Origin of the sequence: Halopenitus sp. POP-27 (assembly GCF_029889855.1) — an archaeon.
Classification (GTDB): Archaea; Halobacteriota; Halobacteria; order Halobacteriales; family Haloferacaceae; genus Halopenitus; species Halopenitus malekzadehii.
Map to the genome: position 1 here is coordinate 51,958 of NZ_JARANU010000003.1, position 12,896 is coordinate 64,853.

Annotated in this window: 15 protein-coding genes; 9 read left to right on the forward strand and 6 right to left on the reverse strand. The window is 66.9% G+C overall.

Annotated elements, in window-relative coordinates; all coding sequences use genetic code 11:
- Positions 1–6 precede the first annotated feature (6 nt).
- Positions 7–540, forward strand: coding sequence for a DUF5813 family protein (locus tag OQF70_RS02980; protein WP_280535750.1), 534 nt, complete (start codon positions 7–9; stop codon positions 538–540).
- Positions 541–774: 234 nt separating this feature from the next.
- Here OQF70_RS02980 and OQF70_RS02985 read toward each other — a convergent pair whose 3' ends face one another.
- Both OQF70_RS02985 and OQF70_RS02990 read right to left on the reverse strand, forming a co-directional pair.
- Positions 775–1,008, reverse strand: coding sequence for an Lrp/AsnC ligand binding domain-containing protein (locus OQF70_RS02985; RefSeq protein WP_092817655.1), 234 nt, complete (start codon positions 1,006–1,008; stop codon positions 775–777).
- Positions 1,005–1,700 carry a TrkA family potassium uptake protein gene (locus OQF70_RS02990; protein WP_092817656.1) on the reverse strand — a complete coding sequence of 232 codons (696 nt, stop codon included), beginning with the start codon at positions 1,698–1,700 and terminating at the stop codon, positions 1,005–1,007. The genes OQF70_RS02985 and OQF70_RS02990 overlap by 4 nt, the downstream gene beginning before the upstream one ends.
- Before the next feature lie 124 nt (positions 1,701–1,824).
- On the opposite strand from OQF70_RS02990, the gene OQF70_RS02995 reads away from it, so the two are divergent.
- Together OQF70_RS02995 and OQF70_RS03000 are read left to right on the forward strand one after the other, a co-directional pair.
- Complete coding sequence (locus OQF70_RS02995; RefSeq protein WP_280535752.1) at positions 1,825–2,058, forward strand: Lrp/AsnC ligand binding domain-containing protein; 234 nt, start codon at positions 1,825–1,827, stop codon at positions 2,056–2,058.
- Between the two features lie 75 nt (positions 2,059–2,133).
- Positions 2,134–2,451 (forward strand): hypothetical protein, encoded by a 318-nt coding sequence (locus OQF70_RS03000; protein WP_280535753.1) that lies wholly within the window; start codon positions 2,134–2,136, stop codon positions 2,449–2,451.
- 71 nt (positions 2,452–2,522) lie between these two features.
- Here OQF70_RS03000 and tmk read toward each other — a convergent pair whose 3' ends face one another.
- On the reverse strand, positions 2,523–3,140 hold the full coding sequence (gene tmk / locus OQF70_RS03005; protein WP_280535754.1) for a dTMP kinase: 618 nt from the start codon (positions 3,138–3,140) through the stop codon (positions 2,523–2,525).
- Between the two features lie 146 nt (positions 3,141–3,286).
- Between tmk and OQF70_RS03010 the strand changes: the two genes are divergently transcribed.
- From OQF70_RS03010 to OQF70_RS03030, 5 genes are all read left to right on the forward strand, one after another.
- The gene (locus OQF70_RS03010; protein WP_280535755.1) at positions 3,287–4,192 is read left to right on the forward strand and encodes a complex I NDUFA9 subunit family protein; all 906 of its coding nucleotides are present in this window, start codon (positions 3,287–3,289) and stop codon (positions 4,190–4,192) included.
- Between the two features lie 329 nt (positions 4,193–4,521).
- Entirely contained in the window at positions 4,522–5,700 is a 1,179-nt protein-coding gene (locus OQF70_RS03015) for a tubulin/FtsZ family protein (RefSeq protein WP_280535756.1), read from the forward strand.
- A 23-nt stretch (positions 5,701–5,723) separates the two neighbouring features.
- Complete coding sequence (gene cofC, locus OQF70_RS03020; RefSeq protein ID WP_280535757.1) at positions 5,724–6,392, forward strand: 2-phospho-L-lactate guanylyltransferase; 669 nt, start codon at positions 5,724–5,726, stop codon at positions 6,390–6,392.
- A gap of 102 nt (positions 6,393–6,494) precedes the next feature.
- On the forward strand, positions 6,495–7,739 hold the full coding sequence (gene cofG / locus OQF70_RS03025; protein ID WP_280535891.1) for a 7,8-didemethyl-8-hydroxy-5-deazariboflavin synthase subunit CofG: 1,245 nt from the start codon (positions 6,495–6,497) through the stop codon (positions 7,737–7,739).
- A gap of 108 nt (positions 7,740–7,847) precedes the next feature.
- Positions 7,848–8,708, forward strand: a complete 861-nt coding sequence (locus OQF70_RS03030) for a mechanosensitive ion channel family protein (protein WP_280535759.1) — start codon at positions 7,848–7,850, stop codon at positions 8,706–8,708.
- A gap of 82 nt (positions 8,709–8,790) precedes the next feature.
- Here the strand turns inward: OQF70_RS03030 and OQF70_RS03035 are convergent, their stop codons facing one another.
- Positions 8,791–9,153: a hypothetical protein gene (locus tag OQF70_RS03035; protein ID WP_280535760.1), complete on the reverse strand. Its 363-nt coding sequence runs from the start codon at positions 9,151–9,153 to the stop codon at positions 8,791–8,793.
- 206 nt (positions 9,154–9,359) lie between these two features.
- A complete protein-coding gene (locus OQF70_RS03040) occupies positions 9,360–11,291 on the reverse strand; it encodes an aldehyde ferredoxin oxidoreductase family protein (RefSeq protein ID WP_280535761.1) in 1,932 nt (643 codons plus the stop codon).
- Between the two features lie 440 nt (positions 11,292–11,731).
- Here OQF70_RS03040 and OQF70_RS03045 point away from each other — a divergent pair, with 440 nt between their 5' ends.
- Positions 11,732–12,544 carry a DICT sensory domain-containing protein gene (locus OQF70_RS03045; protein WP_280535762.1) on the forward strand — a complete coding sequence of 271 codons (813 nt, stop codon included), beginning with the start codon at positions 11,732–11,734 and terminating at the stop codon, positions 12,542–12,544.
- Between the two features lies 1 nt (position 12,545).
- Here OQF70_RS03045 and OQF70_RS03050 read toward each other — a convergent pair whose 3' ends face one another.
- Positions 12,546–12,890 carry a DUF5802 family protein gene (locus OQF70_RS03050; protein WP_280535763.1) on the reverse strand — a complete coding sequence of 115 codons (345 nt, stop codon included), beginning with the start codon at positions 12,888–12,890 and terminating at the stop codon, positions 12,546–12,548.
- Between the last annotated feature and the right edge of the window lie 6 nt (positions 12,891–12,896).

Here is a 12,896-nt window from a genome sequence, read left to right on the forward strand (position 1 = left end):
CTCCGTATGAGCGAGGCTTCGACGTCGGTCCAACGTGCCTTCGAAACCGACGGATCCTTCGAGCGGATCGACGGGTCGACGTGGGACTATACGACGACGGCGTTCGACGGACGTGTGACGGTCGATCCGTCCGAACGGCGTGACCCCGAGTCTGGAACGGGAGCTGACTCGGTGACCGAGGCGACGACGTTCACGGCCACCGTCACGCTTCCGACCCTGTCGGCAGTGACCGACGAGCACGTCGCTGACGTCGTCGAAGACGGCTGGCTCGAGACCTTCGAACTGCGCGTCGAGGACGTCTCTGGGGTCACCAGGCGGTCCCGGGACCTCGATCCATCGGTGCGGCGTTCGGGATCGGAGATCGTCGTCGAGGTGTCGCTGACGGACGCGAACACAGCCCGCGGCGTCGCGGACGCCGCCGCGTTCGTCGACTTCGTGGAAGGAACCTACGTGCAGGGGATCATCCCCGGATACGACTACACCGAACCGGTGACGAGCATCCGATCGAAGGCCCGCCAGCATGGGAACGACGGGGCCTGACCCCGGCTAGGATGGGTCCATCGTCCGATCGGCTTCGGATTATGGCTGGATGTGGCGAGCAGGCGGCGGATTCCGATCCCGGCCGGGGTGCCGCACACCCGTCTGACCCGTACCGGGGCGAGCCTCAGGTCACGGGGCGGCTGGGTCGTACTGTCCCAAAAGGGCTCGGACGGAGGGGAATCCGTCATCTGCCATCGATCCGATGCGTTCACCCGGGACAACCGTGGATTCGGATCACTCCATCGCGACGTAGGTTTGGGTGCGTTCGACGCCGTCGAGGTCCTGGATCGCGGTCGCGGCGACGTCCTTGACGTCGGCCGGCGTCTCGGTAACGACCGTGACGATGAAGTCGACGTCGCCGGCGACGATGCTGACGGTCTCGACGCCGTCAAGCGCCGCCAGATCGGCTTTGAGCCGGTCGGCCTCACCGGTGTTCGCCTTCACCATCACGTAGGCAGTGACGCTCATCGGTCACCCCCCGCCATCGCCCGAGCGGGCGGGTCCGTCTCTCCGACGAGCAGCTGCCGGACGTCATCGAGGACCGAGTGGTCCGCGAGGATCGCGACGCGGTCACCGGCCTCGAGCGAGTCATCGGGGAGGGGAATGCCGAGCTGTGCATCCCCCTTGCCGAACGCGAGGATCCGTGCCTCGCCGGGGAGGGTGACCTCCGAGAGCGTGTACCCGCGCATCGGTGATTCCGGTGAGACCGTCACGAGCAGGACCTGTAAGTGCTGGGCGATGTCGGCGATCGCCTGAATGTTGCCCCCCAGCAGCGCGTTCTTGGCGGCGATCGCTCCGAGCCGTTCCGGGTAGACGACCTCGTCGACCTCGTCGGCGTACTTCCGGTAGATGTCCTCGCGGTAGTCCTCATCGATGCGCATCACCGTCCGGCAATCGTAGTGGTTCGCGATCATACACGCGGCGAAGTTCGTGTTGAGATCGCCGGTTAGCGCGCCGAGGGCATCGGCGTCGGCAATGCCGGCGGACTCCAGCACGTCCTCGTGGGATCCATCACCCTCCACGACCTCGAACCCCGCGTTGCGGGCCCGGCGTGCCGTGTCGGGGTCGGCTTCGATCACTGTCACCGTGTGCCCCTCCTCGGCCAGGACGCGGGCCGTCCGGCCGCCGACGCGCCCATAACCAATGTTAACTACCCTCATACACTGGCGTACGACCGGCCGGGAAATAACCCTGTTGGCGGATTGCGGTCCGCTTTCGCCGCCGGATCGATCCCGGGTGTGGACCGTACGAAGGTTTTTGCGATCGTGTGGTATACGTTCACGTATGGTTCGGGCATACGTGGTGGTCGAGACCGACGTCGGAACGTCGCCGGAGCTCATCGAATCGATCCGCGAGATGGACGGCGTCGAGACCGCCCACGTCATCGCCGGCGACTGGGACGTGATGGTCGTCTTCGAGGTTCCGGAGGTCTATCAGGTGCTCTCGACGACCACCACCGCCATTCAGGCGTTGGACGGCGTCCTCGACACGAAGACCTACGTGGCGATCGACGAGTGACCGACGTGCTGTTCGTGGCGTGACACGTAACGCCGAAGCCGATAGAGGAAAAAGCGCGGCCCACGTACGCCGTGTATGGCCACGATCCTCGACGTCTTCCTGTTCCTCGTGGTGTTGGGCCTTCACACCCTCATCGCGGCGGTGATGACCCGATTTCTCCGGATCCGTCTCGACACCACGTGGGGAACCGCGATCTACGTGGCCTTTCTCGTCCCCGTCGCGTTGTGGATCTCGACGCTCGTGGTCTCGGGGCCGTTCGGGATCGGGATCGACCTCGGCACGCCGGCGGCCGTGTTCACGGTGATGATCCTCCTCCCCACCGCGCTCGGGGTCGCGATCGACGTCCTGTACGTCGTCCCCCCCGACGAGTACGAGCTGCCGGAGTCCGCCTGAGGACGGTCGTGGATCGTCGCGGCGCCACGTCCACGCCGTGCCACATCTCTCCGAGCCACGCTGCCGCGGTGTCACCGGCGGTCGTCGGTGAGGTCGACGCCTCGGTCGTCGGTAAGGTCGCCGATGATCGACTCCACGCGCGTGAGGACCGCCGCGGGCGGCCGGGTCGCGTCGACGCGGACGAACCGGTCCGGCTCCGCCTCGATCAGCCGTTCGTAGTTGTCGCTGACGCGCTCGAGGTACTCGCGCTGTTCGAACTTGTTCGTCGATCCCGACCGTTCGGTCGCGGTTTCCGGATCGAGGTCGAGGTAGACGGTGACGTCCGGTTCGCGCGTGAACGGTCGATGGATGTCCCGGACGTACTCGAGCGGCCGATCGAGGCGGGAGTCGGCGAGCGTCGCAGCTTGATAGGCGTATCGCGAGTCACAGTACCGGTCCGAGACGACCAGTTCGTCCGCCTCGAGCGCGGGTTCGATCGTGCTCGAGAGGTGGTTCGCGTGGTCGGCGGTATACAGGAACAACTCGGCCAGTGGATCCGCGTCGTCGTCGGCGATCGATCGATAGACGGCGTCGCCGTACCAGCTGTCGGTCGGTTCCCGAGTGAACACCGCGTCGGGATACGACGCGCGGAGGGCCTCCCAGACGGTGGTCTTCCCGCTCCCGTCCAGGCCCTCGAGCGTGAGGAGCATACCTTCGCTGGGGTGACCGTTCCAATTAACGATGGCGGAGACGTTCCCGCAGCACAACCCGGTCGGGACTCCGGTCCACGCTTCGACCGGAACGCCGTCGCCCGACCCGCGGTAGTTTTAGGTGGATTCTCCACCAAGGGATGGCTATGGAGATCCTCGTCGCCGGCGGAACCGGGTTCATCGGGTCGTACCTGTGTCGTGAACTGGCGGATCGGGGTCACACGGTGACCGCGCTCTCGCGGTCGCCGTCGGACGAGTTCGACGGCGAGGACTCGATCGAGACCGCCGTCGGCGACGTGACGGCGGCCGATTCGATCGCCGGGACGGTTGAGGGGCACGACGCCGTCGTCAACCTCGTCGCGCTCTCGCCGCTGTTTGAGCCCTCCGGCGGCAACGAACGCCACGACGAGATCCATCGTGGCGGAACGAAGAACCTCGTGGAAGCGGCGGTTGCGGGCGACGTCGACCGGTTCCTCCAGTTGAGCGCGCTGGGTGCGGACCCCGACGGCGAGACCCACTACATCCGCGCAAAGGGTGCCGCCGAACGGCTCGTCGAGGCGGCGGACATCGAGGCGACGATCGTCCGTCCATCGGTCGTCTTCGGCGACGGCGGCGAGTTCGTCGGCTTCACGAAGCGGTTGAAGTCCTGGTTCGCCCCCGGACTGCCGGTGTATCCGCTGCCCGGCGGCGGTCGAAAGACGCGGTTCCAGCCGATCCACGTCGCCGATCTGGTCCCGATGCTGGCCGACGCCGTCACGGCGGACGGACACGCCGGCGAAACCTACGAGCTCGCCGGGCCGGAGAAGATCACTCTGCGCGAGATCACCGAGATGGTCTACGACGCCGAGGGTCGATCGATCACGATCGTCTCCCTGCCGATGGCGCTGGCGCGAATCGGCTTGACGGGATTGAGCGTCGTCCCCGGCTTCCCGATGGGGCCCGACCAATACCGATCGCTGACGTTCGACAACACGACCGACGACAACGACATCGGCGCGTTCGACGTGTCCGTCGAGGACCTCACGACCTTTGAGGCGTACCTCGGGGTCTGAGGAAACTCGGCCATATCCGTTCGTCCGGAGTCCACTCCATACGTTCGCTGACTCCTCCCCCAAACCGCTCGTTCCAGCTGATCGAGTCCCGTGATGGACCGCCACACATACGCTTGGCGACGATACTCTCTCTGAGAACACGGATCAGTGTCCGCGATCCCGGGAGAGACGTCGATCGACGACCTGCAGTTCTCCGATCCGATATTCCGCGTATCACGCCGCAATAGGCCGTTTTTCGGGTGTTTTCCGGCGTCTTCTGGATCCACCCCATCACAAGGCTTATATTTGCTATCCGTCTGTGGTTTTTGCAAAGACGGACTGGGGATTCCATGAAACTGGCAATGATCGGCTTCGGACAGGCGGGGGGAAAAGTCGTCGACAAGTTCCTTGAGTACGACAAACGGACCGGATCGGAGATCGTGCGGGCGGCCGCGGCGGTGAACACGGCCAAAGCCGATCTGATGGGGCTCGAACACATCTCCGAGAGCCAGCGCGTGCTGATCGGGCAGTCGCGCGTCAAAGGGCACGGCGTCGGCGCGGACAACGAACTCGGCGCGGAGATCGCCGAGGAGGACATCGACGAGGTCCAGGGCGCGATCGACTCGATCCCGGTTCACGAGGTCGACGCGTTCCTCGTCGTCGCCGGGCTCGGCGGCGGAACCGGGTCGGGCGGCGCGCCCGTGCTCGCGAAACACCTCAAGCGTATCTACACGGAGCCGGTCTACGGGCTCGGCATCCTGCCCGGTAGCGACGAGGGAGGCATATACACCCTGAACGCGGCCCGGTCGTTCCAGACGTTCGTCCGCGAGGTCGACAACCTGCTCGTGTTCGACAACGACGCCTGGCGGAAGACGGGCGAATCGGTGCAGGGCGGCTACGAGCAGATCAACGACGAGATCGTTCGCCGGTTCGGGATCCTCTTTGGCGCGGGCGAGGTCCAGGAGGGCCAGGAGGTCGCCGAGAGCGTCGTCGACTCCTCGGAGATCATCAACACCCTCTCCGGCGGCGGCGTCTCGACGGTCGGCTACGCCGAGGAGGAGGTCGAGGAGACGTCCTCGGGCGGGCTGTTGTCGCGGCTCCGAAACGGCGAGGAGACCGACGAGCTCGACACCGCCCACACCACCAACCGCATCACCAGCCTGGTCCGCAAGGCGGCGCTGGGTCGTCTGACGCTCCCGTGTGAGATCGAGGGGTCCGAACGCGCCCTGCTCGTGCTCGCGGGGCCTCCGGAGTACCTCAACCGGAAGGGGATCGAGCGCGGCCGCAAGTGGCTCGAGGAGCAGACCGGATCGATGGAGGTCCGTGGCGGGGACTACCCCTACCGCGGATCCGGATTCGTGGCCTCCGTGATCCTCCTGGCCGGCGTCACGAACGTTCCCCGGATCAAGGAGCTCCAGCAGGTCGCCATCGAGGCCCAGGACAACCTCGAGGAGATCCGCGAGGAGAGCGAGGAGAACCTCGAAGAACTCGTCGACGACGACGAGGACGAACTCGAGTCGCTGTTCTGAGTCGGGGGCCAGCCGGGTTTCCGATGGACGTTTTCGTTCCGTTCGCCGCCCACCGCCCGAAGACCCGGCTATCGGGCACGTTCACGATCGAGGAGCGGCGCGCGTTTGCGGACGCGATGCTTGGCGACGTGCTCACGGCGGTCCAGGCTGCGGGTGGATCCCCGACCGTCCTCGCCGACCGTCCGATCGATCTCACGACGAGGGTCGGAGCCGAGGTCGCGACGGACGTCGCGGTCCGCGTCGACGACCGCGATCTGAGCCCGGCGGTCAACGCGGCGCTCGCCGATGCGGTCTCCAACACCCCCGATGACGCGGTCGCGGTCGTGATGAGCGATCTGGGGATCGCCACGCCCGACTCCCTCCGTCGACTCTTCGCGGCCGACGGCGACGTCGTGATCGCCCCCGGACGGGGCGGCGGAACGAACGCGCTCGTCGTCCGTGACCCGGCCTTTCGGGTCGATTATCACGGCGTCTCGCTCCGGGACCACCGCCGGATCGCGGCCGACGTCGGTGCGACGGTGACCGAGCTGGACTCCCACCGGCTCGCCTCGGACGTCGACGAGCGGGGCGACCTCACCGAGGTGCTCCTCCACGGCAGCGGGGCAGCACGACGCTGGCTCGTGGATGCCGGATTCGAACCGTCAAGCGCGGCCGAGGCCCGCGCCGGCGTCCGCCGACGAACTGACGACTGAGGTCGACCACCGAGACTCGGCGGTCGATGACCAGGACTGAGCGCTGACGACCGATCCGCACACACCGATCGGGTTTTGTGGATCGGCCGTCGAGTGGGACTCGTGTTCCCCGCGGCCGACGAGTACGACGTCGAGATCGCCGTCGACCCCGAGGCGGTCGACCGTCTGCTCACGGTCACGCCCGCGGACGTCGATCCCGCTGCCGAACTCACGTTCTCCCGAAACGTCTTCCTCCCGCTGACGACCGCGTGTCGGTACACCTGTACGTACTGTACCTACTATGACGTTCCCGGCGAGGCGAGTCTGATGACCCCCGAGGAGGTGCGCGAGCAGTGCCGGATCGGCGCCGATGCCGGCTGTACGGAGGCTCTCTTTACGTTCGGCGACGCTCCGGACGAGCGATACACGGCCGTCCACGACCAGCTCGACGACTGGGGCCACGACTCGATCCTCGAATACCTCCGGGAGGCGTGTACGATCGCCCTGGATGAGGGACTGCTCCCCCACTCGAACCCCGGCGACCTCACCGAGGCGGGCTTCGAGACCGTTCGGGACGTGAACGCCTCGATGGGCGTGATGCTCGAGACGACCGCCGACGTCGACGCCCACGCCGGCGGACGGCGAAAGACCCCCGGCCAGCGGCTCAACACGATCCGGGCGGCCGGTCGGTTGGGCGTCCCCTTCACCACCGGAATCCTCGTCGGGATCGGCGAGGACTGGCGGGACCGCGCCGAGAGCCTGCTGGCGATCCGCGAGCTCCACGAGCGGTACGGGCACGTCCAGGAGGTGATCGTCCAGAACGTCGTCCCGAACGAGCGGTCGGACTTCGAGCGCCCGAGCGTCGAGACGATGCGTCGGATGGTCGCGATGGCCCGGGCGGCGCTCCCGGAGTCGGTCTCCGTGCAGGTACCGCCGAACCTGACGCCCGCCGCCGAACTCGTTGACTGCGGGATCGACGATCTGGGCGGCGTCTCGCCGATCACGGACGACTACATCAACCCGGAGTACGCCTGGCCGGGCCTCGAGGAGCTGCGTGCGGTCGCCGACGCCGGCGGGATGACGCTTCACGAACGGCTGCCGACACACGACCGGTACCTGCCGGAGGGGATCCGCCGGCCCGAGGTCGATCCGGCGCCCGACCCGTCCGCCGCGGGAGCCCACGATGTGACGGCGTCGAGCGGCGCAGCTGCCGGAACCGTGACCAGGATGGACGGCGCAACCGGGTCGGGAACCGGAACCGACGCCGAATGGATCCCGCCCCGGATCCGCGATCGGATCCGAGCCGCCGACGTTCACGGACGTCGATTTCGACGGGTTGCCGACCGCGACGCGCCACTCGAGGCGTGATCGGACGGCGCGAAAACCGAAGGCCCAGTCCTGCGGAACCGACCTACGTCCCCGGTTCGAGACCCGTCTGCCGTACTTTCTTGACGTCGGCACCCGAACCGAGCCGTAATGGCCGTCACGCTACAAGTCGATGCGGTGGTGGAGTCGATCGACCTCGCCGGGATCGGGGTTTCGATCGCGTCGTTCGTCGTCGGGTTCCTGGTGGCCCTGCTCGTGGGACGATTCGTCATCGTCCCGGGCGTTCGGCGGGTGCTCGAGGCGCGGTCGTTCGATCGGGCGGTCGTGAGCCTCGCGACGAGCGTCGCCAACGCGGCCGTCTGGGTCGGCGGGCTGGCGATCGGGTTGACGGTCGCGGGCTACGGGGCGTTTCTCTCGGCGTTCGCCGTCTTCGGCAGCGCGATCGCGCTGGCGGTCGGCTTCGCCGCACAGGACCTCCTCGGCAACTTCGTCGCCGGGATCTTCATCCTGAAGGACAAGCCCTTCGAGGTCGGCGACTGGATCGAGTGGGACGGTAACAGCGGGCGCGTCGAGAGCATCGACCTCCGCGTCTCGCGAATCCGGACCTTCGACAACGAGCGCGTCACCGTCCCGAACGGCGATCTGGCCAACACGGCGGTGACGAATCCCGTCGCCTACGAGACGCTCCGCCAGCGGTTCGTCTTCGGCATCGGCTACGACGACGACATCGACCACGCGACCGACGTCATCCTCGAGGAGGCGCGGGCCCACGAGGAGATCCTCGACGACCCCGGCGTCTCCGTCCGGCTCGTCGAGCTGGGCGACTCCGCGGTCGGCCTCCAGTCGCGATGGTGGATCGAGGACCCTGACCGGGGCGACTTCGTGCGCGTCCGCTCGGAGTACGTCCAGGCCGTCAAGGAACGGTTCGACCAGGACGGGATCGATATGCCCTACGTCCACCGCGAGCTCACCGGCAGCGTCGAGGTGCTCGAGACCGTCGCCGAGAACTGAGGCTCGCGGATCGTTTCGATCGTCGGTCGTCAGGCGTCGGTCCGTCGTCGGTTGTTCAGTCCGGCTCGACTCGTTCTCTCACTCACTCGCTCGACCGTCCGCGGAGCACCGCGACCACCACCCCGACCAGCAGCGCGACCGCGATCGCCGTCGTCGTCGAGAGGACGCCGCGGGTCGCCGCGATCGTGTATCGGATCCCGGCAAGCGCGAGGAACGTGGGGCCGACCGCCGCGATTCCCTCGAGGGCCGCCCTGACTGACTGCGAACGGGTTCCGTAGATCCGGGCCGTCGCCGTCGCGACGATCGCGCCCGCGAGGATGCCGGTCGGGAGCCCGATCAGCACCGAGAAGGCGATCCGTGCCTCGAGCAGTCCCGTCACGGCACCCGCGACGACGAGGACCGTCGTGGTCGCGGCGCCGACGGCAACCGGGATCCGGGGCTCCATACGGGTTCTTCGGGTGATGTCGCCAAAAAGATGTGTGGCCGGATCCCGCCCGCGACCGTTGGCGTGTGGTCGGATCCCGATGGGAACGTTCGGTCCGACCCGTCCGGGACCCGGAACCGGTCGGTCCGTGCCCACGAGCGCGTTCTTCACTCGGTATCGGGTGTGTCCCGCCGAGCCGTTCGTGGTCGAGGCGGCCGCCGGATGACTCAGTCGTCGGCGGGCGCGGCGCCCTCGCCGCTCGTGACGCCGGTTCCGGGGCCGACCTCGATGTCGAGATCCTCGAGTTTCTCCTCGGGGACGACGCCGTCGACCCAGCCGCGGACCTCGTAGTACTCGTCCTTCATCTCGTCGAGCTCACACAGCTCGCCCTCGCTTGCGCCCTGTCCGGGGATCGCGTCCGGATGGCCGTCGAGGAAGCGGTTGGGGAGCGTGTCGTCGTCGCCGTCGAAGCCGGCGAGGTTGTTGTAGTAGCGTTCGAGGTTGTAGACCCGCTCGCCGGCGGCGAACAGGTCGTCCTCGCTGACGTCGCGACCCGTGATGCCGTTGTACTGGAGCACGTACTCCTCGATCCCCTCGGCGAAGGCGTTGAACTTGCAGATGTCGAAGGAGTCGGAGATCGCGTGCAGGTCCTGGAAGGTGGCGGTGAGTTCGCCCTTGCCCTCCCACTCGTAGGGATCGACCTTCTCCGGGACGCCGAGGATCTCGGCGGCCGGCGTGTAACCGCGGAGGTGGCACGCACCGCGGTTGGAGGTCGCGTACGCGATGCCCATCCCCTTCATACAGCGCGGGTCGTAGGCCGGGATCGTCTGGCCCTTGACCGAGAGCTTGTTGTCGTGGGCGCCGACCTCGTCGGCGATACGCTCTGCACCCTCCGCGAGGAGGTCGCCGAGGTCGCTGTCGCGGTGGGCGACGTCGGTGATGAGGTCGACCATCGCCTCGGAGTCGCCCCACTCGAGGTCGCCGTACTCCTCGAGTTTGCCCTGCTCGGACATCTCCATGGCCATCGCCATCATGTTGCCGACCTCGATGGTGTCGATGCCGACGTCGTTACACCGGTCGATCATCAGGGCGATGTCGTCGCGCTCGGAGTGGCCCGAGTTCGGGCCGAGCGCGAACGCCGACTCGTACTCGTAGGACTCCATCCGGACGTTCATGTCCTCGCCTTTGTGCATCGTCTGCACCTCGACCTCCTTCTTGCAGGCGACCGGACAGGAGTGACAGGTCGGTTCGTCGACGAGGATGTTCTCCCGGACGTTCTCCCCGGAGACGCGCTCGGCGTCGATGTCGACGCCCTCGGCGTCCTCGTAGCTGCGCGTCGAGGTGTATTTCCCGTTCTTCGTCGGGAGCCCGTCCATCTCCTCGGTGATGTTCATCAGGACGTTCGTCCCGTACATCGAGAGGCCACCCTCGTTGGGTGCGGTGACGTCGGACTCCTGGATGACCTGCATCGACTGCTGGTGGCCCTCCTTGAAGGTATCTGGGTCGGCCGGGGCCGGCATGTTCGTGCCGGATTTGATCACGACGGCCTTGACGTTCTTCGATCCCATCACGCAGCCGGTGCCGCCGCGCCCGGAGGCGCGGTCGTCCTCGTTGACGACGCAGGCGTATCGGACGCCGTTCTCGCCACCGGGGCCGATCGCCATCACGGAGACGTTCCGGCCGACGGTTCCCTCGACCTCCTCGCCGATCGTGTCGATCGTCTCGTGGACGCCCTTCCCCCACAGATGGGCGGCGTCACGGACCTCGACGTCGCCGTCCTCCACGTAGAGGTAGACGGGGTCCTCGCTGGCCCCGTCGAGCAGCAGGCCGTCCATTCCGGCCCACTTCAGCCGCGCGCCCGACCAGCCGCCGTGGTGGGAGTCGGTGACGGTCCCCGTCAACGGGGACTTCGTCACGAGCGCGATCCGGCCGCTCATCACGGCCTGGGTGCCGGTGAGCGGCCCGGTCATAAACGCCAGCCGGTTCTCCGGGGAGTCCGGGTCGACGTCGGCGCCCTTCTCGAAGACGTACTTTACCCCCAGGCCGCGCGCGCCGATATATTTCTTCGCGTCGTCGTCGTCGATCCCCTCATAGGAGACGGACCCCTCCGAGAGGTCGATCTGTGCCACGCGGTCACGGTAGCCGCCGAATTCAGTCATGTAAGTCTCGTTCGTTATATACGGTCGCTAACCTGTTAGCTGTTCACATAGTGTTGTAATCAATATACGTTACATTGGTGTCGGGACCGCTCCGCGATCGAAGACTCGGGAGGTCGCGATTTCGGTCGCGTCGATCGTGAACGTGAACGCGGCGGGTCGGGTCCCCCGGTATGGGGGATCGTCGCAGGAAGCGACCCGGACCGATCGGTGGAACGGGATCGATGCGGACGGTCGATCCTCCGTCGTGGTGTGAGATCGAGACGGACACGGAACCCGACCATCCGGCCGAAATCACCTCTGCTTCGACGTAAACGGCTTCGTACGCGCCGGGAACGCGAATCGTGGGTCCACGTCCATCCCCTCACAGTCTTTCGAGATCCGCCCATCAGTGCAGGCGACTCGAGACAGCATTTATGTACGCGGCACCCGGTGATACGGTGATGACCGGCTCGATGCGTGCGTTCATCGATCGGCTCGATCCGCCCGAACGCTCGCTCGTGATCGTGAACCGGTCGGCACCCGACGCTGCGCGGCGGCTTCTCGATGACCTCTTCGACACTCAGCCCGTCGCGATCGACGAGCACGATCGGCTCGACGAGGAGACCGAGTCGGACGTCGTGGCGCTCGTCGAGGACGGGGCGATCATCGAGCGCTCGACCGTGGACGAGCTGCTCTCGACGATCCTCCTCGTCAACTCGGATCTGTATACAACCGGTAGTCGTGGACTCGAGGACGTCGAACTCCCGGCAGTACTGGCCGGACTGACCGATGTGCCGTTTCGGCTCCGTGGATTTCCGGAATCGAACAAGGAGAAGCTGCTGTTGATCACGGTCTCCCGGGTCATCGAACGGCGCGCGGCCGAGGCCGGCTCGGGAACCCTTCGGTCGTCGTTTCAGTATCTCTCGCGGCTCGACGACGAGGCCGGGACGCGGACGGTCTACGAGACGGTCGGGCGAACCGGCACCGACGTGCACGTCTACGGCGTCGACGACTGGGATCCCTCCACACAACTGCCCGTCACCGTTCACGGCGGAACGTCCGAGGAGTACCGGCGGTCCTGGTTCGTCGTCTTCCGCCCGGACGACGCCGACGCCGCCGAACGCCCGGGGACGATGGACGAGACCGGTACGACTGGCTCCGGCCACGCGGCGCTCGTCGCGCTCGAGGACGAACGGAACGTGTGGGACGGGTTCTGGACCTATCGGCCGACCGTGGTCGCGGAGATCGACGACTACCTCCAGCGCGCGCTGTGACTCACACCCCGGCGTCCGGCTGCCACCCCTCCAACTGGAGCAGGTCGGCGGCCCGGTCGGCGTCGGCAAGCAGCACGTTCCGTTCGGAGGGCAGCGTTTCGTCCGCGATCTCGTCGGGAACGACGAGGGTGCCGCTGGGGACCGACTCGTCGCCGTCGACCGGGATGTGACCGGTGTCGAGTTTCATCACGAGCGGGGCATCGAGGCGTTCAAGCCCCTCACCGGTCGCATACAGCTGTTCGTTGACGCGCTCGTGGTCGGCGCGCTGGATGAGCGCGCGGTCGCCGTCGTGGGGCTCGACGTACAGCGTTCCGAGGTAGTAGCCGCTTGAGAAGCGTTCGAACATCTGTGC

Excerpts from the sequence above, each read along its gene's own strand:
- OQF70_RS02980 (WP_280535750.1), top strand. The coding sequence starts at position 7 with ATGAGCGAGGCTTCGACGTCGGTCCAACGTGCCTTCGAAACCGACGGA.
- OQF70_RS02985 (WP_092817655.1), bottom strand. The coding sequence starts at position 1,008 with ATGAGCGTCACTGCCTACGTGATGGTGAAGGCGAACACCGGTGAGGCC.
- OQF70_RS02990 (WP_092817656.1), bottom strand. The coding sequence starts at position 1,700 with ATGAGGGTAGTTAACATTGGTTATGGGCGCGTCGGCGGCCGGACGGCC.
- OQF70_RS02995 (WP_280535752.1), top strand. The coding sequence starts at position 1,825 with ATGGTTCGGGCATACGTGGTGGTCGAGACCGACGTCGGAACGTCGCCG.
- OQF70_RS03000 (WP_280535753.1), top strand. The coding sequence starts at position 2,134 with ATGGCCACGATCCTCGACGTCTTCCTGTTCCTCGTGGTGTTGGGCCTT.
- tmk (WP_280535754.1), bottom strand. The coding sequence starts at position 3,140 with ATGCTCCTCACGCTCGAGGGCCTGGACGGGAGCGGGAAGACCACCGTC.
- OQF70_RS03010 (WP_280535755.1), top strand. The coding sequence starts at position 3,287 with ATGGAGATCCTCGTCGCCGGCGGAACCGGGTTCATCGGGTCGTACCTG.
- OQF70_RS03015 (WP_280535756.1), top strand. The coding sequence starts at position 4,522 with ATGAAACTGGCAATGATCGGCTTCGGACAGGCGGGGGGAAAAGTCGTC.
- cofC (WP_280535757.1), top strand. The coding sequence starts at position 5,724 with ATGGACGTTTTCGTTCCGTTCGCCGCCCACCGCCCGAAGACCCGGCTA.
- OQF70_RS03030 (WP_280535759.1), top strand. The coding sequence starts at position 7,848 with ATGGCCGTCACGCTACAAGTCGATGCGGTGGTGGAGTCGATCGACCTC.
- OQF70_RS03035 (WP_280535760.1), bottom strand. The coding sequence starts at position 9,153 with ATGGAGCCCCGGATCCCGGTTGCCGTCGGCGCCGCGACCACGACGGTC.
- OQF70_RS03040 (WP_280535761.1), bottom strand. The coding sequence starts at position 11,291 with ATGACTGAATTCGGCGGCTACCGTGACCGCGTGGCACAGATCGACCTC.
- OQF70_RS03045 (WP_280535762.1), top strand. The coding sequence starts at position 11,732 with ATGACCGGCTCGATGCGTGCGTTCATCGATCGGCTCGATCCGCCCGAA.
- OQF70_RS03050 (WP_280535763.1), bottom strand. The coding sequence starts at position 12,890 with ATGTTCGAACGCTTCTCAAGCGGCTACTACCTCGGAACGCTGTACGTC.